Origin of the sequence: Psychrobacter coccoides, from assembly GCF_017498085.1 — a bacterium.
Lineage (GTDB): Bacteria > Pseudomonadota > Gammaproteobacteria > Pseudomonadales > Moraxellaceae > Psychrobacter > Psychrobacter coccoides.
Genome location: NZ_JAGBKM010000008.1, coordinates 34,903 through 59,378 on the forward strand (window position 1 = coordinate 34,903; position 24,476 = coordinate 59,378).

The following is a 24,476-nucleotide window of genomic DNA, read 5'->3' on the forward strand; positions in this document are numbered from 1 at the left end:
GTTATTTTTATGATGCTATCAGATGAACAAAACCCACTAGAAACATCTAAAAACTTAATCACCAACTCAACACCGGCAGATGACGGCTTTTATATGCCAGCAGAGTTTGCACCGATAGAAAAAATCTGGATGATATGGCCCTATCGGACTGATAACTGGCGACAAAATGCCATACCTGCCAAGCACACCTATGCTGCAGTAGCGACGACGATAAGTCGCTTTTGTAAGGTTGCAGTATTGGTGACACCTGATGACTATCAAGCTTGCCGTGATAGCTTGCATGACACTATAGAAGTCACCGCTATGCCGAGCAATGATGCATGGGCACGTGACATTGTGCCGACGTTTTTGATTAATGATAGCGGCGAGCTACGTGCTTGTGATTGGACGTTTAATGCTTGGGGCGGAGACTATGACGGTCTTTACTCGCCTTGGAATGACGATGACAAACTGGCTGAGCGTTTGTGCGAGCATTTAGGTATCAAGCGCTACCGTACAGATGGCTTTGTCATGGAAGGAGGGGCTTTTCATGTCGACGGTGAGGGCACAGTACTAACCACACGTATGTGTCTACTCAGCCCTGGACGTAATCCACATCTTGACGAGAATCAAATTGAAGATACGCTAAAAGCCTATCTCAATGCCAAAAAGGTACTGTGGATTGATTATGGTATTGACCCTGATGAAACGACTGGTCATATTGATGATCTCGCTTGCTTTGCACGTCCCGGTGAAGTGGTTTGCTTATACACTAATGATCCTGAGCATCCCTTTTTCGCTGCGACTCAAAACGCTTATCAGCAGCTCTTAAATATGACAGATGCAAAAGGGAGACGTCTGACCGTCCACAAGCTCTGCTGTACTAAGTATCCAGTGACCTTACCTGATAACTATGACATCGTGCAATCAAATGATACCAAGGCTCGCCTTCCTGGAGACATTTGTATCGCCTCTTACGCTAATTTTTTGATTTGTAATGACGCTATCATCGTGCCACAGTACGATGATATAAATGATGATTTAGCGATCAAGCAGCTTGAAAAAGTCTTCCCTAAACATCAAGTAGTTGGGGTGCGTACCAAAGAGATTGTCTTTGGCGGTGGCAATATTCATTGCATCACTCAGCAACAACCAGCAGTGAAAAAACTCACTACTGTATGAAACCATAGAGCCTATTAAGCCCAATCAAAAACGGATTTTGAACCCAAGGATTATTTATGAGCGATTATCAAGTTACTAACCCAGCTACTGGCGAAGTAGAAGCGACCTACCCCACCGCCACTGAACAAGACATCCAGCAAACCATCGAGCAAGCAGAGTCAGCCTATCAAGACTGGCGTCAGGTAGCACTGAGTGAGCGTAGTGCGATACTACACAAGATTGCTGATATCTATCTTGAGCGCAAAGATGAGCTGGCACGTATTATGACTGCAGAGATGGGTAAGCCCGTTGCAGAAGGCAAAGGCGAGATTGGTCTGGTTGCTGAGATTTTTCGCTATTATGCGGACAATGCTGAGGAGCTACTGGCACCTGACAAAATCGATGTTGACTCAGGGTCTGCATCAGTTCACAAGCTTCCAGTTGGCGTCTTGCTAGGCATCATGCCATGGAACTACCCCCATTACCAAGTCGCTCGCTTTGTTGCGCCAAACTTTATGGCAGGTAACACCATCATCCTAAAGCATGCGCCGCAGTGCCCTAAAACCGCTGAGATTATCGTTGAGCTCTTCCAAGCAGCCGGACTGCCTGACGGTGTCTATAATAATATCTTTGCGACCAATGAGCAGTCAGCGACCATCATCAATGACGCTAGAGTTCAAGGCGTGTCACTGACAGGCTCAGAGCGTGCTGGACAAGCTGTCGCAAAAGTAGCCGGCGATGCCCTCAAAAAGGTCGTTTTAGAGCTGGGTGGCTCTGATGCTTTTATCGTCACTGAAGATGCAGATATCGACCTGGCTATTAAAGGGGCGATCTCAGGTCGTTTTGGTAACACAGGACAAGCCTGTAATGCAGCCAAACGTCTGATTATCGTTGAGTCTGTTTATGACAAGTTCGTCGCAGGTTTCACTGATGCGGTACGTTCGATGACTTTAGCTGATCCATTAGATGAAAACACAAGAATAGGACCTATGTCATCGACAGCAGCGGCACAAGGTTTGCAGCAGCAACTTGATAGCGCAATACAAGCTGGCGCTACTGTCTTGGTAGAGGGTGGTAGACTCAAAGACAAGCCTGGCGCTTGGTTTGCACCTGCCGTACTGGCTGATGTCGATGATTCAATGGATGTCTATCGTGAAGAGCTATTCGGCCCTGTGGCTGTTGTTTATAAGGCTCGTGATGTGGATCATGCGGTTAAGATTGCCAACGACGTGCCTTATGGTCTTGGTGCATCGATTCAAACTCAAAGTGCAGAGTTAGCAACAGAAATTGCCAACAAGCTAGAAGTTGGTATGGTCACTATTAACGCTCCGTCTGGCTCAGAGGCCAATACGCCATTTGGTGGCGTTAAATGCTCAGGGTTTGGACGTGAGCTTGGTACTCTTGGCATCACTGAGTTTTTAAACCATAAACTCATTCGCGATATGTCTTAATTGCACTGGGATACTTTCTTTTAAAGTATCCGTTGTGCAACCTCTGTAAATACAGCATGCGAGCAAAACTTATACCAGTAGCACGTCTGGATTTGTACTTTAATCAATAAAGCCTAACGAATCGTTAGGCTTTATTTGTTAGCAAACCCTTTAGACCTAAGGCTTATATGGATTATCTTTTACCCATTGCTGATTGACGACCTTAAGCTCCTCTAACTCTTCTCCCATGACTTTCTTGCTCATACCCGGGTTTTTCATGGATTCGTAAGCAAAAAACAAGATTCCTAATACCGTCCAACCAAGGAAGATTGACCACTCAAGGCCGCTCAGTGCCGCTGGCATACCAGGTAAATACAACACAAATAAACCCAAACCAAGTATGATAGCTATCACCCCAACGATCTTGCCTTGCGGTATTCTAAAAGGACGTACCATCTCAGGCTCACGATAGCGCAGTACTAAGAATGATACGGCAACTAAAGTATAGGCAATGACCACCCCAAACCCGCCAGCAGTGACGATCCAAACCAACATTTTACGACCAAATAACGGGGCAATTGTTGCCAGTCCACCAATGAATAAAATAGCATTGATCGGGGTTTTGTGCTTAGGATGCAGCTTACCTAAAAACGCTGGTAACATGTGCGTTTTGGACATGGCGTATAGCAGACGACTACCTCCAATCAAAAAGGCATTCCAGCTCGACATGATACCAAGTACCCCACCGATAACCAATAAGACACCTGCCCACTTGCCTTGCCATGCACTTTCCATCGCATCAGCAGTGGCCAAAGTAGAGGTTTCCGCCAGCGCTATAGGCAACGTCACCCCCACACTCCAGATAACGCCCACATACCATATCACAGCAACGATTAGGGCGATAATCAGAAACTTACCGATATTGGGACGGGTAAGGTCTATCTCTTCAGCCGCTTGCGGTATCACGTCAAAGCCGACAAACATAAAGGGCACCATGACAATGACCCCTGTAATAGCAGCAGCTGTAGTAGAAAAGTTATCACCAATAAATGCTGGTGACAGCTCAGTATTGGTAGCCTCAGGATTAAATAACACTGCACCGATAAACAATAAGGTCCCGACGAATAAAATTCCAGCAACAGCTGTTTTTTGGAACCATGCGCTGACTTCCATGCCTCGTGTATTGAGCCAAGTGACTAAGATGGAGCCTGCCATACCGACTGCCGCCCAAGTGGCGTAAACCTCGTATCCTGCAACCGTCCATAACAACCCTTGATTATAGTTGGGTATCAAGTACTCAACCACCGTTGGCAATGCTACTGCTTCAAAAGCCACCACCGACAAGTAGCCGAATAGCATGCTCCATGAGCAGATAAAGGAGGCATTCACTCCCAGTGCGCGGTGGGTATAAGTATGCTCACCACCGGTAATGGGCATGGATGCGATCAGCTCAGCATAAGTGACACCAATCATGACTACAACCATACCGCCTATAAAGAACGCCGTCATAGCGCCCCAAGTACCAGCCGTTGCCACCCAGCCACCAGCCAATACTACCCAGCCCCAGCCTACCATTGCACCAAACGCTAAGGCGATAATATCGACAACCCCTAGCGACTTTTTCATTACAGACATAACGCTCTCCTTGTCCTTGTTTCATCCATGTTAATCCTCTCTTCAGATTAAGCTGGTCTTTACTCACTTTAGTTTCTACGATGGTTTTTGACTGCTTAACATGCTTTTTATATCGCACTCATATCTGTACTTTTGTCCCCACCGTATAGTGTTTTACGTTACTATCAACATGTGTTAACCAAAACTGATATCACATAGAGTAAACCGATAAACGTCTTTATACCACTTATATTGAACATTAATTCAGTAATTTATGCTCATGGCTCTAAAATATAAAACCCAAAACCCCACCTTAGCCTCGTAATATTTTTACAGAGGTATCAAACGCTACAAAAAAAACGGCGCCCTGTGATACAAGGCGCCGTTGTCTATTATTCACTTAAGGCGAGTGGCATAAAAGCAGCCTTGCTGTTAGATAATAACTTTTAATAAAAGCGATATTTAAAAAGCTAAGCCGTTAAAATGCCTTCGATGATATCAAGACCTTCTTGTAGCACCTCATCTTGAACCGTCAATGGCACCATCACACGAATGGCATTACCATACATACCGCAAGAGGCAAGCAGCAGGCCTTGCTCAAACGCTTTCGCTTTGAGGTTCGCAGTCGCCTCTGTGTCAGGCTTACCTTCGCTATCGATGAGCTCAAACGCTAACATCGCACCCTTATGGCGAATGTGACCAATACTGCTTAGATTTAGACCTTTTAAAAACGAGGCAATCTTGTCACCAATCTCAGTACTACGCTCAAGTAGGTTTTCTTCTTCAATCACTTCCATTACTGCTAGTGCAGCCACACAAGCCATTGGGTTTCCAGAATAAGTACCGCCCAAACCGCCAACTTGTGGCGCATCCATGATTTCAGCACGGCCGATTACTGCAGAGATTGGATAGCCCCCTGCCAAACTCTTAGCACTGGTCATTAAGTCTGGCTCAACCCCCAACTGCTCACTGGCAAATAAAGTACCTGTACGAGCAAAGCCACACTGTACTTCATCAAAAATAAGGACGATGCCATGCTCATCACAGATGGCACGCAACGCCTTAGCAAATGAGGGGGTCACTTGATGGAAACCACCCTCGCCTTGTACAGGCTCGATGATCATCGCTGCCACTTCACTTGGATCGATATCCGCTTGGAAGATCATCTCCAGACTGTGCAGGGCTTGCTCTTCGGTGACATTGAGCTCTTCAGCAGGGAACAGTGCATGAAAAACAGGACCCGGCATAGGGCCGAAGTTCTTTTTGTAAGGAATCACTTTGCCAGTCAGGCTCATGCACATCAAGGTGCGACCATGCCAACCACCTACGAAAGAGATGACACCAGGACGGCCTGTCTTTGCACGTGCAATCTTGATGCAGTTTTCGACTGCTTCAGCGCCAGTGGTCAAGAAAAACGCTTTTTTATCACCGCTGATGGGCGCTTTTTCACACAGTTTTTCTGCAAGATCTACGTAGCATTCGTAGTTGATCATTTGTGCAGCAGTATGGGTGAACTTATCAAGCTGCTCATGCACACGCTGTGTAATCTTTGGGTGGCTGTGGCCGGTGTTCAATACTGAAATACCGCCAACAAAGTCGATATAACGATTGCCTTCTACGTCCCAAACTTCTGAGTTTTTTGCTTTGTCTGCGAAGATAGGAAAGGCAACACCAAGTCCTGTTGGTAAGACGGCTTTGCGACGCTCGAGTAATGATGAATTGTTAGTAGTCATAAGGATGTCCTTTTCTCTTTTTAACATAAGTGCCAGCTATGACGTGGCGGTTTATCTAATAAGTACTAGACGATTAGGGTATTGGGTGTATTTCATTAAAAATAAAACTGTATGCCGAGCATAAATACTAGCTGATGTCTGAGCACCAGTACTTGGTCACGACATACTCTTCGATACCGTACTTTGAGCCTTCACGACCAAATCCTGATTGCTTGACACCGCCAAACGGCGCAACCTCTGTAGAGATCAAGCCGGTGTTGTGACCTATGATGCCATACTCAAGGCCTTCAGAAACGCGCCATGAGCGTGCATAATCGCCACTATAGAAGTAAGCAGCTAAGCCATAGATGGTATCATTGGCTCGGCGAATGACGTCCGCTTCGTCTTTAAAGGTAAATATGGTCGCAATAGGGCCAAATATTTCTTCATGAGCAATATCCATATCGCTGCTAATATCAGTAATGACAGTTGGGTTATATGTCAGTGCTGATGCGTCATTGGTGCTACCACCAGCCACCAGATTGGCGCCTTTATCCAGCGCATCTTTTAATAAATCTTGCACTTTTTCTAGGGCTTTTTGGTTGATAAGTGGACCGATATCGACCCCTTCTTCTAAGCCATTACCCACATTTAATTCAGCCACCTTTTTGACAAAGACCTCTAAAAAAGCGTCTTTGATACTGTCTTGCACATAGACTCGATTGGCACAAACACAGGTCTGGCCTGCATTACGGTATTTAGAAGCGATTAAACCTTCAGCCGCTTTTTCGAGGTCGGCATCATCAAAGACGATAAATGGCGCATTGCCGCCGAGCTCTAATGACAGCTTTTTAATGGTCGGTGCACATTGAGCCATCAAAGTACGGCCCACTTCTGTAGAGCCTGTGAATGACAGTTTTTGAATGCGAGCATCGCCCGTGAGGATGTCGCCAATGACCGATGATTTGCCAGTCACCACTTGGATAACACCTGCAGGGATACCCGCCTCTTCGGCCAGTGCAGCCAATGCTAAGGCAGAAAAAGGCGTCTCGGTCGCAGGCTTGATAATCATCGTACAGCCTGCCGCCAGCGCTGGAGCCGCTTTACGGGTAATCATGGCTGATGGGAAGTTCCAAGGCGTGATGGCGGCACAAACACCAACTGGCTGCTTCAGAATGACGTGACGCAGTTGTGATTTGTTGGCCGGGATAACATCACCGTAGACGCGCTTACCCTCTTCGGCAAACCAGCGGATAAAGCTATTGGCATAAGCAATCTCACCACGCGACTCACCCAAAGGCTTGCCTTGCTCAGCCGTCATGATGATAGCAAGATCTTCTTTATTGGCATCGATGAGGTCAGCCCATTTTTGCAATAGACCAGCACGCTCTTGGGCAGTGGTAGCGGCCCAAGATGCCTGTACTTCATGGGCATAGGCGACAGCGTCATCGACGTCCTGTTTGGTCAGACTGGGTACCGTACCAATAACATCGCCATTAAACGGGTTACTCACGTCAATGGTCACACCATCACTGGCAGCATGCCAGCCATCTTTGATAAAGCATTGCTGTTTGATGAGATCTTGATTTGATAGCTTTAGCATATCAACACTCCTTGTCGGTAAGCTGCTCGTCGGTAAGCTTGATAATAGTTATAAGAGTCTTAGGAATTAATAAGAAAGTCAGCAAATAAGGTAGATTTAATCGTTTATAAGTGGTCATTAATCACAGGCATCTCCGTCATTATTATCAACAACGTTAATAAAACCAGCCATTCATAAACCACTATTGATAATCACCACCCTGTTCAATATAATGAACACTAATTCCATATAAGAAACATCATTATAGGAATGATGTGCTACTATTTGCAACCTTTATTATGGATTTATTTGTGTTTTGGTGCTTTATTTTGCACTTTACGTTTTTCATCCTTCTTTGTAGGTAAATTATGACTGCGACTACCGTACCCGCTTTGGACAAAACCTTCCAAATTTTAGACTTGATTACTGCATCAGCGCAGCCATTAACAGCCGCCCAGATCGCCAAAACACTAGAGCTACCACGCAGCTCGACCCATAACATCTTGCAAAGCCTATTGGCAAAGCATGTTATTTACAAAGACAATGAAGGACGGTTTCATTTGGGCTCATACTTACTGTACTGGGCGGGTGAATATGAGCGTCAGCAAGGGGTGATACAGTTATTTAAAGATCTGATTTTGCAATACCCTGTCCTGCTTCAGCATACGGTGACTTTATCGAAGTTGGATTTGGGCGAGGTGGTGTTTTTGGCCTGTCATGAAGCCCCTGCGCCACTTGGCTTCACGTTCCGTGCCGGTGTGCGGGTGCCTGCCGTGTTTTCTGCCACAGGCAAAGCCATGCTCTCTACTTTGTCTAACCACACCATCGAATCCTTGTACGAAGGTGAGTTTCCTGAGCCTATCACCTCTAATGGCGTCAACAGTTTTGCAGACTTGGCTGATGAACTAAGTGCAATTCATGATAGCCGTATCTCGCTCGATGACGGACAGCTGCGTGATGGCATGTATTGCTTAGGCACTTATATACGTAACGCTTCAGGCAATGCGATTGCAGGCATGGCAGTTAGTTTTTTGCAGGCAGAATACGAGTCTAAATATGATGAAGTCAGTACCGCTCTTATCGAGCTTGCAGAACAGATCGAGCAGCGTTTGGGCTTTATTACCGTACAGTCTGCTTAGCATCATTGACAAGCCGTTCAATTCAAACACTGCAAATCAAACGGCTTACGAATGCTTAGGGTATATTGACTGTATCGCCAACGTCACATTTAGACCAAGCCACCCTAAGATCAGTCGAAACATAAATCAGTGCAAGCTTAAATCAAACAATGCCATCCGCCTTTAGTTTGGCAATCGTTGCACTATCATAACCAAGATCAGACAAGGTGCTGTCGGTATGCTCACTGAGACGTGGCGGCGGCGTACGATAAGTCACAGGTGACGCAGATAGCTTGATCGGACTGCCCAGTGCTTTTACCGGGCTACCTTGCGCCGCAAAATCAACCACCATCTCACGAGCGACCGCTTGTGGCATGGCCAGCGCTTCACTGATGTTATGAATAGCGCCGCAAGGGATACCCGCCTCATGCAATACCGCCAACCAATGCGCCCGTGGGTATTCAGCAAACTTCTCTACCAGCCTATCGCACAACAGCTGACGATGAGCCACCCGTGCTGGGTTGGTCGCAAAACGCTCATCTGTATGCCAATCCGTATCCATAAGCTGACAGAGCTTCGCAAACTGGCTGTCATTGCCGCAGGCCAATATAAAATGCTGATCCCCTGCGCCAGCAAATACTTGATAAGGCACGATATTAGGATGTTGATTGCCCAGTCTTGGCGGTACTTGACCTGATGCCAAGTGATTCATACCGACATTTGCTAGCATGGCCAAGGCACTGTCAAGCAGTGCCACATCGACATGCTGACCCAGACCTGTGCTTTGCCGTGCAATCAGCGCTGCTTGGATGCCAATGGTGAGCTGCAATCCTGCAAACAAGTCCACCACTGCGACACCAACCTTGTGCGGCTCGCCATCACTTGGGCCAGTGATACTCATCAATCCTGACAGGCCTTGAATAATATAGTCATAACCTGGTAATGCTGCGTCTGGTCCTGTCTGACCAAAACCGGTTAAAGAGGCATAGATAAGACGGGGATTGTCTTGTTTTAGGCTCTCGTAATCCAAGCCGTACTTTTTTAGACCACCGACCTTAAAGTTTTCTACCACGATGTCGCTTTCAGCGGCCAGTTTTTTGATAATATCTTGCCCTGTAGCAGTCGTAATATCGACCGTCAGTGATTTTTTATTGCGATTGATGGTGGCATAGTACGCAGAAGTGTCGTCACTAAAGGCAGGCGGCGCCCAATGCCGTGTCTCATCGCCAATACTCGGGCGCTCGACCTTGATGACTTCGGCTCCCAAGTCTGCAAGTATTTGCGTAGATGAAGGCCCCGCCAACACTCTTGATAAATCAAGCACCTTAATACCCTGTAATGCTCCTTTTGGTATGTCAGTCATAGTCATCCCTTATTGTCTCACTCACTTTGTATTGCTATAAGAAGTATTGAATAAAAAATTGTCATTCATCATTTAGCTGTAGCAGCATAGATGAGGAATCACAATTAAAAAACGTACGCTACTACCTATAAAGCGCTAAACAATAGCCCAAACAGTAACGTACGTTAGTGATCTAACTGTTTCTTAGTCGAACAACTGACTTAAGTTGTTGACCGGTATCAATAAAACGCTTGAATGCCCGTCTGTGCCCGACCCAAGATAAGCGCATGAATATCATGCGTACCTTCATAAGTATTGACCGCCTCTAGATTCATCACATGACGAATGATATGGAACTCATCTGAGATACCATTACCACCATGCATATCACGAGAAACACGGGCAATATCAAGTGCCTTACCGCAGTTATTACGCTTGATCAGTGAGATCATCTCCGGCGCGGCATTGTCTTCATCCATTAAACGTCCAACACGTAGTGCTGCTTGTAGGCCAAGGGCAATTTCAGTCTGCATATTGGCAAGTTTTAGCTGCACAAGCTGCGTCGCTGCCAGTGGACGACCAAACTGCTTACGATCAAGCGTGTACTGACGAGCGCCTTTCCAACAAAACTCAGCGGCACCCATTGCGCCCCATGCGATACCGTAGCGGGCTTTATTTAAGCAGCCAAACGGACCTTTTAGACCACGAATATCTGGGAAAGCGTTGGCTTCAGGGACAAACACCTTGTCCATAACAATCTCACCGGTGATCGAAGCACGCAAAGAAAACTTACCTTCAATTTTTGGCGCCGATAAGCCCTTCATGCCTTTATCAAGGATAAAGCCACGAATTTGCTCTTCGTCGTCTTTGGCCCAGACCACGAACACATCGGCGATAGGACTGTTGGTGATCCACATCTTGGTACCGGTCAGCTCATAACCACCATCGACACTACGAGCACGAGTCGACATCGATGCGGGATCTGAGCCTGAATCTGGCTCAGTCAAACCAAAGCAGCCGACATATTCGCCTGATGCCAGCTTAGGCAAGTATTTTTCTCTTTGCTCTTCCGTACCATAAGCATGAATGGGGTGCATGACCAGACTCGACTGCACACTCATCGCTGAACGATAGCCTGAGTCTACTGCCTCAATCTCTTTGGCAATCAAACCATAAGCCACACTTGATAGACCCGCACAGTCATAGCCATCGATCGTCACACCAAGCAAGCCCATTTCGCCCATCTGACGCATGATGTTGCGATCAAAGTTTTCGTTGCGGTTGGCTTCAATAATGCCAGGCATCAGCTCTTTTTGAAAAAACTGACGAGCGCTATCACTAACCATACGCTCTTCATCAGTAATCTGGTCACGTAATAAAAACGGGTCTTCCCAATCAAAACTTGGGACAGTGTAATTTGACATATCGTACTCCTTGGCATCGGTCTCCCTGACCGACAGATGGTGGTTGAGTAGGCTCAATGATTTGAGCCATATCAATTTATTACCGTTACTAATTATCGCAGTATGAACTGCTCATTGACTTATTAGTTCCGCTGTGCAAAACTTAGTTTCACAATATACATCTATTTAAGCAAAATTTATCCAAGCTGTAAACCTTTATCCACCATTATGGTCATAAAAAATGAAAAAACAGTCATCAAGAGTAGCGCCACTGTTAGAGCGCATGCAAGCAACACTGACCAAAAGTAAAGAGAATGACGACAGACAATTTGTCAACGCTCTTGGGCGTGGGCTGACCTTACTTGCTGCTTTTGAACACAGTGATGAGCTGAGTCATCAGCAGCTGTGTCAAATGAGTGGCTTGCCAAAGGCGACCGTCACCCGTCTGATTTATACCCTAACCACCCTTGGTTTTTTGCGCATAACGACACACGGCTTGTATCAATTGGGCAGTAATGCGGTACGTCTAAGCACCATCGCTTGGAGTCGTCATGATGTGGTCGCATTTGCTGAGCCGCTGCTACGACAGTTTGCTGATCAAAACGAAGTGTCAGTGAACTTAGCCACCGAAGTCGAAGGTGAGATGCGGTATTTGGCGTGTTGTCGCAGCCCTGCCCGCTTATCCGTCAATTTGCAAGCTGGCTCAGCCGTTCCTATCGCCCGAACAGCCATAGGTCGAGCGTTTTATGCTGCCAGCGCACCCCATCGGCAAAAGGTGATTGATACCAATTTGCAAACACATCTATCTACTGCTGACTATCAACAAGCGAAGCGCTCATTGACGCAAGCGGCAACCTATTATCAGACCCATGGTTATACGCTATCAGATGGTGAATTCTCGCCCGATATTTTGGCGGTGGCAGTTGGGGTATTTGATGTGGCGACGGGGCAATACGCCTACTCACTTAATGCCAGTGTACCAAGTGCCAATTGGCAGGCGGAGGATTATGCGGCGATGATTGTGCCAAAACTACAAGCGCTGGCTGAGCGGATTGGCCATGGCGACTGAATGCTTGGCAGCACAGATAATCGCTGATAACGCTACCCTCGATTTTTCATGACTTATGCATTGATTATAACCATAAAAATACCCTTTAATATCAAATATTTATGGCTATTATGATATAATGTCAGTTTTTGGTATGTTTAGCGCTCTATAACCTCACACTATAAAACGATAGCGACTAACCCATTGCCAAAAGCACATATCTTGTTGAAAAATTAGGAATCCATTATGCAACCGACCACTCATAACATCATACAAGACGGCGGCGCTCCCATCAGACTTTGGACCAAGGGCGTTCCTGTCGATCCAAAAGCCCATGACCAGCTGATAAAGGCCTCGCAAATGCCATTTATCTATAAATGGCTGGCAGTAATGCCCGATGTGCATGTTGGCATGGGCGCCACTATCGGTACGGTACTGCCGACCAAAGAGGCCATTATCCCAGCAGCCGTCGGCGTCGATATCGGCTGCGGTATGATGGCAGTACAAACCACCTTAACTGCTGATGATCTACCTGACAATCTGCGTGGTCTACGCAGTGAGCTTGAAAGAGCCATTCCGCATGGACGTAGCAAGACGCGCGGGCGGGGTTCACGCCGCGATGTCGGCGCCTGGTCAAACCCTGATAGCAGGGTAAAAGACGGCTGGGCAACGTTGGTCGATGATTTTAACTATATCACTCAAAAACACCCTAAGCTTAAAAACACCAATAACCTCAATCACTTAGGGACGCTGGGCACAGGCAACCATTTTGTAGAAGTGTGTTTGGACGAGACCAATCAGGTGTGGATTATGCTGCACTCTGGCTCGCGCGGGGTCGGCAATGCCATCGGTCGATACTTTATTGAGCTGGCACGTGAAGATATGCGCAAGTGGTTTATCAACTTACCAGATAAGGACTTGGCCTATCTTGCCGAAGGTACAGCGCATTTTGACGATTATTGGTTTGCGGTGGGCTGGGCACAGCGTTTTGCTTTTAAAAATCGTGAAGTCATGATGGAAAATGCCATCAAAGCGCTACGCAGCGTCATCAGCAAGCCGTTTAATGCCAAAATGAAAGCAGTAAACTGCCATCACAACTACGTAGAAAAAGAAGAGCACTACGGTGAAGAGGTCTTTGTGACTCGTAAGGGTGCGGTGCGTGCCCGGGTCGGTGAATACGGCATTATTCCTGGCTCAATGGGGGCCAAATCCTTTATCGTGCGTGGCAAAGGTAATGCAGAGTCATTTCATTCTTGCTCGCATGGCGCAGGCCGTATCATGTCACGTACTGAGGCCAAAAAAACCTTTACGGTAGATGACCAAGTCGCGCAAACAGTCGGTGTGGAATGCCGAAAAGATGCTGCGGTCATCGATGAGATTCCAGCAGCGTACAAAAATATCGATGATGTGATGCAGGCACAACGTGATCTAGTAGAAGTGGTCCATACCCTGCGGCAGGTGGTTTGTGTCAAAGGATAAGCAATACGAGCGATTATGTGGTCATCCGCTACTTTAAGTTATTCATACCTAATGACCACCAACTATCTTATAATAGTCATGTGTTCACTTTTGCCTTATCATGCGTTTAATTTTTACGTTTAATCATTTTTACGTTTAACTATTGAGTGTTGCTATGCCTGAATCCCGTACCAATTTAAACCCTAAACCTGAAGACAGCTCTCCGTATCTTACCGGTGTCATGCTGCGTTACAGTACCTTTGCCGCAGTGGTACTGCTCTTTTTTGCAGGACTGCTATTAATCAACTGGTGGCTGATTATTATCGGTGGTTTAGGGGTCGCCTTAGGTATCTATGACTTAGCCCAGTCTAGGCACTCGATTTTGAGAAACTACCCTATCGCAGGTCATATCCGTTATGTGCTTGAGGATTTCCGTCCTGAGATTCGTCAGTATTTATTAGAAGATGATAAAGAACAAGTACCCTTCTCACGCCAACAGCGAGCGCTGGTCTACCAACGTGCCAAAAACGTCAGCGATACCAATGCGTTTGGTACTTTAGACAATCTATATACCCAAGGCAAAGAGTGGTTTTTGCAATCCTCTGTCAGTCATCCGCTAAAAAACAAAGACTTCCGTATCGTCGTCGGTGGCGAGCGGTGCAAGCAGCCCCATGATATGTCGGTATTTAACATCTCAGCGATGAGCTTCGGTAGCTTATCAGCCAATGCTATTTTGGCGCTCAATCATGGCGCCAAAATGGGCGGCTTCACGCATGACACAGGTGAAGGAGCGATCAGCCCTTATCATCGTAAGTTTGGCGGTGATTTGATTTGGGAGCTTGGCACCGGTTATTTCGGTTGCCGTAATGATGATGGCAGCTTTGACCCTGTCTCTTTCGCTGAAAAAGCGGTCGATCCGCAAGTAAAAATGATTGAAATCAAACTTTCACAAGGGGCCAAACCCGGTCAAGGCGGAGTACTTCCAAGCGAAAAAATAACTGAAGAGATTGCTCTCACTCGTGAGGTACCCATGGGTCAGGACTGTGTCTCGCCGTCCTCACACTCAGCCTTTAGCACACCCCGTGAGCTGGTGACATTTTGGCAGCAGCTGCGTGAGCTGTCAGGTGGCAAACCTGTCGGCTTTAAACTCTGTATTGGTCAGCCTTGGCAGTTTATGGCAATCGTCAAAGCCATGATAGAAATGGATAACTATCCTGACTTTATTGTGATTGATGGTGCCGAAGGCGGTACGGGCGCAGCACCTGTCGAGTTTATGGACAGTGTCGGCATGCCGATGGTGGATGGGTTTTTGTTGGTGCACAATACTTTAGTGGGCGCAGGAATCCGTGACAAGATTAAGCTTGGCGTCAGTGGCAAGATTGTCTCAGGTTTTGATATTGCTCGGCTCATTGCGCTGGGTGCAGACTGGTGTAACTCAGCTCGTGGCTTTATGTTTGCCGTTGGCTGTATCCAATCACGCTCATGCCACACCAATACCTGCCCAACCGGTGTTGCTACCCAAGACCCTTATCGCCAAAAAGCGCTTGATGTCCCAAGTAAAGCGCAGCGAGTAGCAAACTATCACAGAAACACCCTCAGCTCACTGGCAAGTATCGTCGCTGCTGTCGGTCTACAGCACCCAAGCCAGCTGCAGCCGTATCATATCGCCAGACGTCTGGACGATGGACAAATCAAACTACTGTCGAAGTTCTTTTACTTTACAGACAAAGGAGCTCTGCTCGATAATAGTGCTCGCTCCGACGTCTTTAACCAGATGTGGGTCATGGCAAATCCAGATAGCTTCCTAGCGGACAATGACGCCTTGATTGCTTACAACAAAGACTCACGAGATATGGGCAAAGAAACCAATGCGCCAACTGAACAAACGGTTGATGGCCCATATTTTGATGACATTGATGGTGGTCAATTGATTGGCAATGTCAACAATACCTTTCGTGACTTTCAGCCGAATGATCAGTGATGAGTAAGACAGGCGCAACACTCGCACGGCTATGGGTATTTAAAAACAAAGCCCCTAAGCTACGTTCCACGCCTTTACTGGCAGGTTTTTTTGCGCTTAGCATAAGTGCCTGCCAGCCGGCGGCTACAGATGCGCATAGCACTACAAATAGCAGTTGGTCGTGCCAAACGCAGGACCAACCCTTTAGCTATAGCGCCTGTCAGATAGCGACCAAAACCGTCACTCAATCAGCAGACTCGCCCTACTCGTTACAGCTTTTTTGGCAGCAGGCTGAGCGCTCACAGCCTCTACTTACGTTCGACACGCTGATCGATACCTTGCCCGCTGAGCAGCATCTCATCTTTGCGATGAACGCTGGCATGTATAACGAGGCGTATGCGCCGATAGGCTATACCGTCATTGCAGGGGAAGAGCGGCGTGCCTTAAATACCAAAGAAGGTGGCGGTAACTTTCATTTGTTGCCCAATGGCGTGCTGTGGTGGGATAAGGCTGGTAAGATACACATCACCGAAAGCAAGGCGCTAAAAAATCAGCTCAAAACAGGTCAGGCACAGCCTTGGTATGCGACACAGTCAGGACCGATGTTGGTCATTGATGGAGACATCCACCCACAGTTTAACCCAGACAGCCGCTCATTAAAGCAGCGTAATGGTGTGGGTATCTGTGCAGATGGCAGCATACAGTTTGTCAATAGTGATGAGCCTGTGAGCTTTTATGACTTTGCCACGTTGTTTAAAAATGACTTAGGTTGTGCTAACGCCTTGTTTTTAGATGGTGGTATTGCCTCAGCACTTTATGCGCCTAATATAGACAAGCACGACAAAAAACAAATGGGCGTGATGATTGGGGTAATTGAGACGAAGGATAATTAAGACATCCAAGCACCCCTTATCTACCAAACTTTGCTACAATACGCCCAATTTTGTAGTCATATTTTATTTAATTATTGAGAGATCACTATGGGTTTTAACTGCGGCATCGTCGGCTTACCAAATGTGGGTAAATCCACTTTATTTAACGCCCTAACCAAAGCAGGTATTGCGGCCGAAAACTTTCCTTTTTGTACCAAAGATCCCAATACAGGTATCGTACCTGTTCCTGATCCACGCCTAAAAGCATTGGCCGACATCGTCAAGCCTGAACGTGTACTGCCGACCACTATGGAGTTTGTCGATATCGCTGGGCTAGTTGCTGGCGCCTCACAAGGTGAAGGCATGGGCAACCAGTTCTTAGCTAATATTCGTGAAACTGATGCCATTGCTCATGTGGTACGCTGCTTTGATGATGACAACGTGGTACATGTCGATGGTCGTGTCAGCCCTATCGATGATATTGAGACCATCAATACTGAGTTGGCACTGGCCGACTTAGAGGCAGTTGAGCGGGCAATCACCAACCTCTCCAAAAAAGCCAAAGGCGGCGATAAAGACGCCACTGCAATGCTTGAGGTATTCAAAAAAATCGAGCCTCTACTGGCTGATGGCAAAGCTGCCCGTGCTGCCAGCTTAGATGACGACGAAAAGAAACTCATCAGAAGCTATGGTTTGATTACTTTAAAGCCTACCATGTATATCGCCAACGTCAGTGAAGACGGTTTTGAAAACAACCCCTACCTTGACGCTGTTCGTGACTATGCGACTGGTGAAGACTCTATCGTCATTGCGCTCTGCAATCAAATCGAGTCTGAAATCGCTCAGCTTGATGAAGCAGACAAAAAAGACTTCTTAGAAGACATGGGTATGGATGAAGCGGGTCTTGATCAAGTCATTCGTGGGGGTTATGACTTACTCGATATGCAAACCTACTTTACCGCTGGCGTGAAAGAGGTACGTGCATGGACAGTAAAAGTCGGTGCCACGGCCCCTGAAGCGGCAGGTGTGATTCATACTGACTTTGAACGTGGCTTTATCCGTGCTGAAGTCATCAGCTATGAAGATTTTATAGAGTACAATGGCGAAAAAGGCGCTGCTGCCGCTGGTAAATCACGCCTAGAAGGCAAAACCTACATCGTACAAGATGGTGATGTGATGCACTTTAGATTCAACGTATAAACACGTTGACCACTGTATAGCATGTAGACTTATCAAGCCTTGGTGTATGACTACCAAAAGCCAGCCGTGATGCTGGCTTTTTTAGCGATACGAGACTCGTAGTCAAAATAATCGATAAGGAAATATAGTTTATGACCACTCAATTTGATAAGCCCAAACGTGCCAGTGAACATTGGGGACGACTACTCAATGCCCAGCGCTTGGGGAGTAATAAACTACCACCCACTCAAGATAGTGCTCGCACCTCGTTTCATAAGGACTATGATCGTTTGGTGTTTTCGCACTCGTTTCGTCAGCTCAATCAAAAAACCCAAGTACACCCCCTCACCAATCAGTTGGGTATTCGCACCCGTTTGACTCACTCGTTAGAAGTGTCCTGTATAGGGCGCTCGCTTGGCATGATGGCTGCAGAAAAGCTCCACAACAAGCTAGATGATGGACTGCCTGCCAATGTCACGCCGGCAGATGTTGGTGTCATCGTACAAGCCGCTTGTCTGGCGCACGATATAGGCAACCCACCCTTTGGTCATGCAGGTGAGTATGCCATTCGAGACTGGTTTGGTCACCCTGAGCGTCAGCCCTTCTTACAACAATTAAGTGCCAGTGCGCGTTTGGATCTATTGGCCTTTGAGGGCAATGCGCAAGGGTTTAGATTACTGGTGCGCAATGAGCACCATCCGGATAAGGGCGGAATGCGTTTGACCTGTGCCACCTTAGGTACCTTTATGAAGTATCCTTGGTTGGCCACGCATAGCAATACTGCTGATAGCATCAAGTCAGTTGATCAGGTACAAAAATTCGGCTGTTTTTACAGTGAGGCGCAGCAGCTTGAAGCGTTGGCAGCTTGTTTGTGTCTGCCACCCTCACAGCAGCACGATGGCTTTTCTCGCCACCCCTTGGCCTATTTATTGGAAGCAGCAGACGATATTTGTTATGCCCTAATAGATCTAGAAGATGGCATCCATCTCAACATGCTCAGTTATACAGAAGTGGCTGCTATATTTTATCAGTTGATTGGTGAGCGACCAGACAGCATCACCCTGCCAGCACAAATGTCGACCCGCCAACAGCTGGCAGCCCTGCGGGCTCGGGCTATGATGCGCTTGGTCAATGCTGTCACTGACGCTTTTGTGGCAAACAGCGACGATTTGCTGGCAGGCACCCTCACTGGCAGTTTGTTTGCGCACTGTGATCCAGCGATAAAGAGCGGCATCAACCAAGCCAAAGCGTTGGCCCGTGAAAAAATCTTTAATCATCCCAGTAAAGTGCGTATGGAACTGATGGCCAATCAGTGTCTGCATCGCTTGCTAGATGCCTTTATGCCGCTGGCATGGACAGCTCAGAGCGGTGCAGCACAATCATTTGAGCAGCAGCGCCTACTGAGTTTAATACAACCCTCTCTTGATGAGCATCGCCGGTTTTTGACAGAAGATATGTATCACAACAGCCTTAATATTTTAGACTTCATTACTGGCATGAATGATCATGAGGCTTATCGATTGGCGCAAGAATTGCAAGGACACTTAGGAACCATTATCTAAGGCTTATTAACTGTCAAAACATCCTACATGCCTTAGAATTTAATTCGTATTTTTGTATTAAAATGAGTATGATAAACCTCTATCGGATAAGATTAAAACACTATGAGCAGTCGCGAAAAAAAGAAACTTCAAACCCGGCACGCCTTTTTTAGTGCCGTATTAGATTTGTGTATGACTGGGCAGTCTTTTAGCTCTATCAGCTTACGGCAGGTCACCCGTGAAGTGGGCGTCGTACCAACAGCTTTTTACCGTCATTTTGACGATATGGAGTCTCTAGGCGAAGCGCTGGTGGTTGAAGAGCTTGGTAGTACGCTTGCCATCTTGCGTGACGGCTTACAAATTGGCCGCAAACGCAGTTTTGATCGCCAAATTGCCAAAAGTATTCAGCTTTTTTTGCATACTGTCAGTGCGCAGCCCCAATATTGGCAGTTTTTGGTCAGCGAGCGTTTCGGTGGCTCAGAGTCAGTGCGCAAAGCCATTAGTAACTTAGTCAAAATGCATGGAAAGATTTTGGGAGAGGATTTGGCGCTACAGCCTGCCTTTGCGCATATCAATGATTATGATCGCAGACTATTGGCTGAAGCTGGGGTGAATTTGTTTTTTTCTTGGATTATTGATTGGTTAGAGCTGACTTACTCTGAGCAGCATGATGATGAGGCGGACTCAGCAGAGATTGAAGCAAAAAAACAGCTGATGCTACATAACTGTACCCGTCAAGCGCAGATGCTGTTTTATGGCGCTTACAACTGGAAGTCGAGCGAAGAGACACACTTGAGTGATTAAGACGCTTTTAGATCGAACCTAACTTAAAAAACAGGACGAAATGCCCATAAGCGCTGCGACACTATTTTTATCGTTTTAGGCTGATTCGCCTCCTCATTGGCGGTGCTATTGGCACTACTCATGCCATTATTATCGGCGTTGCTGCCGTTATTATTGTCACTACTGCTTATATCAGGCACTTTACTTATTAGTACCGTCGCAAACTTCTGCCGTGGCGCTGTATCATGGTCATGGCTATTATCACTGGCCGTAATTAATGCCATAAACGCTTGGCTTTCTACTGCCAATAGCGGCTTCAGCGCTTGACGCTGTTCAGTATTCAAGATGCTTAACGGTGGTACCTGCCACAATTCATCGATGGTAGTCAAACCTTGCTGCTCGCGCAGTTTTATCAGCGTTTGCATTTGCTCTGGGGTCGCTTCCTCTATTAGTGCTGCGAGTAACACTGGACTTGCCGTATTGACGTTGATGGGCAAAAAATAAGGCACTGCGGTTATATAGGGCCTTAAGGCCGCAAGCACCTCGGCACTCACACCCTGTACATCTTGTAGCTGCTCGATACTGACCAACGGTTGATTGGGTATCGTCTGAATGCTGTTATCGTTTTGCTGACGGTAGACCATATCTTCGTCGCCGCCATCGCCATAGACTTCGTTATCGGCATCTTGCCAATCCAGCACAGCAACAGCAATTTCAGGCTCTAGATTCAGCTGTGTTAGTAGCCTTTGAAATACGGCTAGGGCGACGGTATCAACCTTGCCATTATAATATAGGTTATTGATATTAAAACGGCTGGCCTCATCCCGCAGCTCGGCAGTGACACTGTGGTTATCTAGGGCATAAGGCGGGAGCGGCTGCGCCCAAATGTCTTGGATACTATCCGTATCATTGAGCTGACTATCAGCTCGTATCACGGTCAACGCCAACTGTTGACCTGCCTGAATACCTTGCAACAGCTGATTTTGATCAAACAATAACGCATGACGGCGTATGGCTGTTTTTTGACTGGCCAGCATCGCTCCTGCGACGATGGTAATACTGACTACCAATAATAATATGGTCAGCAGAGCCACACCTCGCTGAGAGCCTGACGGTAGATTTTTTGACGGTTTTAAGCTCGATGCAGACGGTAGTGACGTCATCAAAAGCACCTTTTATTATTGATCTGTTACCAGTTTTTAAGACTATTATTATGGCGGCTATTTTCAGAGTCGCTGCGTTATGAATTGCTATTCTTAGAGCTGGTATGAGGTACAGCTTGCGGACTAAGCGCCCACTGCCACGTGATTGGTAAGCCTTGATAGGTAAAGCTGACACCAATCCCCTTTGGGAGCAGTTGCGGCAAAGCAATCTGCTCCTGATTGCTGTTATTGGTGTTTATGACATTGTCTTTTTTGCCCTGCAGATTGTCCTTATTAGGAAAGGTGCTACTCTCTTCAGGCAAATAGGCTCGCCAAGCACCTGGCGTTACCTCATCTAGCAGTACCGTATCTAAGCTGACACTCTCAGGCCCTCCTGCGATATCATGATAATGCCGACGAATAAGACGCTCGTCTGCAAAGATATAGTCTACACGTTGCAAGGTAGGACTGGTTTGATAGCGTGGATCGGGATCAGCAAAACGCACAAAACTAACTTGCTCGTTATTTAAACTCATAAACGGCGCAGCAGCAACTTGACCTGTTCGTTGGTTATCACTGCTATTGTCATTGTTTTTGACGTTACTGTTTTCGGTATTATTGGTGTTTAAGCTTGGGGCAGCCGTCATCTCCATCTCTGTCACGACATTTTGAGTCGGTGGCGCTTGATAAGCAATCATCTGTCCCATGTCGTGTTGTAGCTGTAGATAAGCGTACTGCAGCTGAGCTAAATTATTAGCATGCACCTGCGCCCGTTCATGGGCACGGTTAACGCTATCAAACACTTGCCAGCCTGCAACAGCAAGCATGGCAAATATCGCCATCGCCACCATCAGCTCAAGTAGGGTAAAACCGATCTGCTGCCTCACAGATTACCCCCCGACTGTCCTGTGCTATGTTGGCCAACCTCTTGAGCCAAGCCACTTAAGTCAAGGCTAGCAATATCCTGCTGCTCATTGCTGATAAGCACGTTTATATCCGTTACTGCTGAGCGTGGCTGGCCTTCGACAATAGGCGCAACACTGATATTGACTGTTTTTGATGCTGGGGTGATGCTGTCTGAGACCGTCATAATCACTTGCCACTCACCACCTTGCGCCTTGACAGTTTGCGTGCGATTGGCCGTAAGCCAAGTCTGTTGTATGCGCAGCTCAGCCGCTGCATTTTGCGCCACGAAGTGCGCAAGCGTTTGCGTACGCAGCACATCTACCGAGCGCAGATAAGCGCTGCTGGCACGGCTGGCAGCCACTGCAACCACTGCCAAAATCGCCAGTGCCACCATCACTTCTATCAAGGTAAACCCACTTTCGCTCTTAGATGGCAGCGCAGTATCGCTGGTAAGACTCATCATCAAGGTACACCTATCCTATGTGCTAATGCCCTGTCTTAATACTGCCATCAGGCATGATAGTAATGACTTCTCCAACCAAGCGCGAATGATGACGCACTGCGATCGTCACTGGCGTGGCTTGCCCATTACCAAACCATAAAGCTTGTGGCACCGTCTGCGTTCTAAACCAAGGCTGTAGCGTTTGCGCTTGTTGGTTTGGCGACAGGCCAGTCTCCAAACTCTCGATACTCAGACTCATCCCAGTCGGCATATCTGGCAAAGACACCTCAGACTCGAGCACCCAGCTCGGGAGCGCTGCCTGATGATCAACAGTGCCGGACATCCCAGACAAATCTGCTGATAACTCCATCGCATTTTTGGGCATACTGTCACCTGCATTTGCTGTGAGCGCTGGCGTTTGATAAGCGCTATAAGGCGTCGACAAAGACACAATCACGGGGGTTATCTGACCTTGTTTGTCCGCTTGCAGACTAAGCCCCATGGGCTGCATACGTTCAGCCGCCAACAGTCTGACATAGCTGAGCGAGTCTGTCAGATGCTCATAAAACGCACGGTTTTTACGAGACTCACTACTGCCGACAGACAGACTTATCATGCCAGCAAATATAGACAAGATAACCACAACCACCACAATCTCAACCAAGCTAAAGCCTGATTGAGTAGACGTGAGCAAGCGTGAAGACGGTATACTAGGAGGTCTCTGCTTAAAAAAAGGCGCAGACAACGGTGGATCCATAAATAAAGCAGATGGATGAGGTGCGAGGCTGGACTGAGTTTTGACAGTAACCGGCATAAAACACCTAAAACTATAAATAGTAGCGACAAAAAAGCCATTTAAACCATCAAAGCTCAAAGACTATCGACAGCAGATCATCAATAAGTCGTATTGCGATGTGCCTCTGATTCTGTATCGATCTGATCTACAAGCTCCTGCATATCGACATCCATCATCTCTTCATCATCAATATACAGCGGATATTGACTGGGCAAGGCCAGCATTTGCTGCACAAACGCATAGCGCAGAGTGTCACGACGACCAAGATAGCGCTGATAAAAACTTGAATTCAAAAGTCCAGCACCACCTTGACCCATCGCCCATAGAGAAGACAAATAATCACGGGTGGTCATACGGCTACGCTCGTCTTTTAGATAGGCACTGATGATATCAATCACCCGTTTCATACGCTGGCGACGGATATCATAAAGCTCGCCAAATAAACGATTCAGACCTGTCGCTGACGCTGCCAAACGCTCTTCGATTTGATTAAGCAACATGGCTTTTTGTGGCTTAAGCAGCTGTTGCAGGAGCATACGTGTAATCCCTGCCGCAGGCGTATCATCGATACGATTGATCTCAAACAGCTGCTCTTCATAACGTATGATAATACGCAAATACAGCTCGTCCTTGCTAGAGAAATGCTTATACAGAGTGCCTTTCGCCAAATCAAGTTGGTCAGCCAAGCTATCTAAAGTAATATCACCATCGCCAGATTCAAGTAGTAAACGTTCAGCCATCGCCAAAATGTTTTCTTCTCGTGCTTTAAATTGTTGTTGACGGCTCATAATATCTCCTAAAACTTGACCAGATGACGCATATGATTAACGCTGTCACGGCTCGCTATCACCCCAAACGTGAATACCTCTTAACGGCCAGACAATAACTATAAAGAATGATAGTCCTTATATTCTATTAATAGTCATTAATAATCATACGGTTAGCACTATAAACAATGACGCAGCATTCAAATGATTTAATGAATGACTGACTGGTCATAGCATACCT

At 46.9% G+C, this 24,476-nt stretch carries 20 protein-coding genes; 10 read left to right on the plus strand and 10 right to left on the minus strand.

Features of this window, described 5'->3' with window-relative positions:
* The first annotated feature begins 9 nt into the window (after positions 1–9).
* Both aguA and J3492_RS05980 read left to right on the plus strand, forming a co-directional pair.
* Positions 10–1,161 carry an agmatine deiminase gene (gene aguA / locus J3492_RS05975; protein ID WP_243453134.1) on the plus strand — a complete coding sequence of 384 codons (1,152 nt, stop codon included), beginning with the start codon at positions 10–12 and terminating at the stop codon, positions 1,159–1,161.
* Between the two features lie 56 nt (positions 1,162–1,217).
* A complete protein-coding gene (locus J3492_RS05980) occupies positions 1,218–2,591 on the plus strand; it encodes an NAD-dependent succinate-semialdehyde dehydrogenase (protein WP_207990896.1) in 1,374 nt (457 codons plus the stop codon).
* 156 nt (positions 2,592–2,747) lie between these two features.
* Here J3492_RS05980 and J3492_RS05985 read toward each other — a convergent pair whose 3' ends face one another.
* The 3 genes from J3492_RS05985 to J3492_RS05995 all read right to left on the minus strand — a co-directional run bounded on the left by J3492_RS05985 (position 2,748) and on the right by J3492_RS05995 (position 7,499).
* Positions 2,748–4,205 carry an APC family permease gene (locus J3492_RS05985; RefSeq protein ID WP_207990897.1) on the minus strand — a complete coding sequence of 486 codons (1,458 nt, stop codon included), beginning with the start codon at positions 4,203–4,205 and terminating at the stop codon, positions 2,748–2,750.
* A 449-nt stretch (positions 4,206–4,654) separates the two neighbouring features.
* Entirely contained in the window at positions 4,655–5,917 is a 1,263-nt protein-coding gene (gene gabT, locus J3492_RS05990) for a 4-aminobutyrate--2-oxoglutarate transaminase (RefSeq protein ID WP_207990898.1), read from the minus strand.
* Positions 5,918–6,044: 127 nt separating this feature from the next.
* Positions 6,045–7,499, minus strand: coding sequence for an NAD-dependent succinate-semialdehyde dehydrogenase (locus tag J3492_RS05995; protein WP_207990899.1), 1,455 nt, complete (start codon positions 7,497–7,499; stop codon positions 6,045–6,047).
* Positions 7,500–7,846: 347 nt separating this feature from the next.
* Here J3492_RS05995 and J3492_RS06000 point away from each other — a divergent pair, with 347 nt between their 5' ends.
* Positions 7,847–8,617: an IclR family transcriptional regulator gene (locus J3492_RS06000; RefSeq protein ID WP_207990900.1), complete on the plus strand. Its 771-nt coding sequence runs from the start codon at positions 7,847–7,849 to the stop codon at positions 8,615–8,617.
* 142 nt (positions 8,618–8,759) lie between these two features.
* Here the strand turns inward: J3492_RS06000 and J3492_RS06005 are convergent, their stop codons facing one another.
* Together J3492_RS06005 and J3492_RS06010 are read right to left on the minus strand one after the other, a co-directional pair.
* Positions 8,760–9,959: a CaiB/BaiF CoA transferase family protein gene (locus tag J3492_RS06005; RefSeq protein WP_243453135.1), complete on the minus strand. Its 1,200-nt coding sequence runs from the start codon at positions 9,957–9,959 to the stop codon at positions 8,760–8,762.
* Positions 9,960–10,177: 218 nt separating this feature from the next.
* Entirely contained in the window at positions 10,178–11,362 is a 1,185-nt protein-coding gene (locus tag J3492_RS06010) for an acyl-CoA dehydrogenase (protein WP_207990902.1), read from the minus strand.
* Positions 11,363–11,582: 220 nt separating this feature from the next.
* On the opposite strand from J3492_RS06010, the gene J3492_RS06015 reads away from it, so the two are divergent.
* The 7 genes from J3492_RS06015 (at position 11,583) to J3492_RS06045 (ending at position 20,203) form a co-directional block, all read left to right on the plus strand.
* Positions 11,583–12,410, plus strand: a complete 828-nt coding sequence (locus J3492_RS06015; RefSeq protein ID WP_207990903.1) for an IclR family transcriptional regulator — start codon at positions 11,583–11,585, stop codon at positions 12,408–12,410.
* Positions 12,411–12,635: 225 nt separating this feature from the next.
* Complete coding sequence (locus J3492_RS06020) at positions 12,636–13,868, plus strand: RtcB family protein (RefSeq protein WP_207990904.1); 1,233 nt, start codon at positions 12,636–12,638, stop codon at positions 13,866–13,868.
* A 154-nt stretch (positions 13,869–14,022) separates the two neighbouring features.
* Complete coding sequence (locus tag J3492_RS06025; protein WP_207990905.1) at positions 14,023–15,828, plus strand: FMN-binding glutamate synthase family protein; 1,806 nt, start codon at positions 14,023–14,025, stop codon at positions 15,826–15,828.
* On the plus strand, positions 15,828–16,700 hold the full coding sequence (locus J3492_RS06030; RefSeq protein WP_207990906.1) for a phosphodiester glycosidase family protein: 873 nt from the start codon (positions 15,828–15,830) through the stop codon (positions 16,698–16,700). The genes J3492_RS06025 and J3492_RS06030 overlap by 1 nt, the downstream gene beginning before the upstream one ends.
* A gap of 87 nt (positions 16,701–16,787) precedes the next feature.
* Positions 16,788–17,879, plus strand: a complete 1,092-nt coding sequence (ychF, locus tag J3492_RS06035; protein ID WP_207990907.1) for a redox-regulated ATPase YchF — start codon at positions 16,788–16,790, stop codon at positions 17,877–17,879.
* Between the two features lie 131 nt (positions 17,880–18,010).
* Positions 18,011–19,420, plus strand: a complete 1,410-nt coding sequence (locus J3492_RS06040; RefSeq protein ID WP_207990908.1) for a deoxyguanosinetriphosphate triphosphohydrolase — start codon at positions 18,011–18,013, stop codon at positions 19,418–19,420.
* 102 nt (positions 19,421–19,522) lie between these two features.
* Positions 19,523–20,203, plus strand: a complete 681-nt coding sequence (locus J3492_RS06045; RefSeq protein WP_207990909.1) for a TetR family transcriptional regulator — start codon at positions 19,523–19,525, stop codon at positions 20,201–20,203.
* Between the two features lie 23 nt (positions 20,204–20,226).
* On the opposite strand, the gene gspK is transcribed toward J3492_RS06045, so the two are convergent.
* The 5 genes from gspK to J3492_RS06070 all read right to left on the minus strand — a co-directional run bounded on the left by gspK (position 20,227) and on the right by J3492_RS06070 (position 24,256).
* The gene (gene gspK / locus J3492_RS06050; RefSeq protein ID WP_207990910.1) at positions 20,227–21,345 is read right to left on the minus strand and encodes a type II secretion system minor pseudopilin GspK; all 1,119 of its coding nucleotides are present in this window, start codon (positions 21,343–21,345) and stop codon (positions 20,227–20,229) included.
* 77 nt (positions 21,346–21,422) lie between these two features.
* Positions 21,423–22,211, minus strand: a complete 789-nt coding sequence (locus J3492_RS06055; protein ID WP_207990911.1) for a prepilin-type N-terminal cleavage/methylation domain-containing protein — start codon at positions 22,209–22,211, stop codon at positions 21,423–21,425.
* Positions 22,208–22,693: a type II secretion system minor pseudopilin GspI gene (gene gspI, locus J3492_RS06060; RefSeq protein WP_207990912.1), complete on the minus strand. Its 486-nt coding sequence runs from the start codon at positions 22,691–22,693 to the stop codon at positions 22,208–22,210. Before gspI ends, J3492_RS06055 begins: the two co-directional genes overlap by 4 nt.
* A 22-nt stretch (positions 22,694–22,715) precedes the next feature.
* Positions 22,716–23,486 (minus strand): prepilin-type N-terminal cleavage/methylation domain-containing protein, encoded by a 771-nt coding sequence (locus J3492_RS06065; RefSeq protein ID WP_207990913.1) that lies wholly within the window; start codon positions 23,484–23,486, stop codon positions 22,716–22,718.
* 80 nt (positions 23,487–23,566) lie between these two features.
* On the minus strand, positions 23,567–24,256 hold the full coding sequence (locus J3492_RS06070) for a TetR/AcrR family transcriptional regulator (RefSeq protein ID WP_207990914.1): 690 nt from the start codon (positions 24,254–24,256) through the stop codon (positions 23,567–23,569).
* Positions 24,257–24,476: the final 220 nt, after the last annotated feature.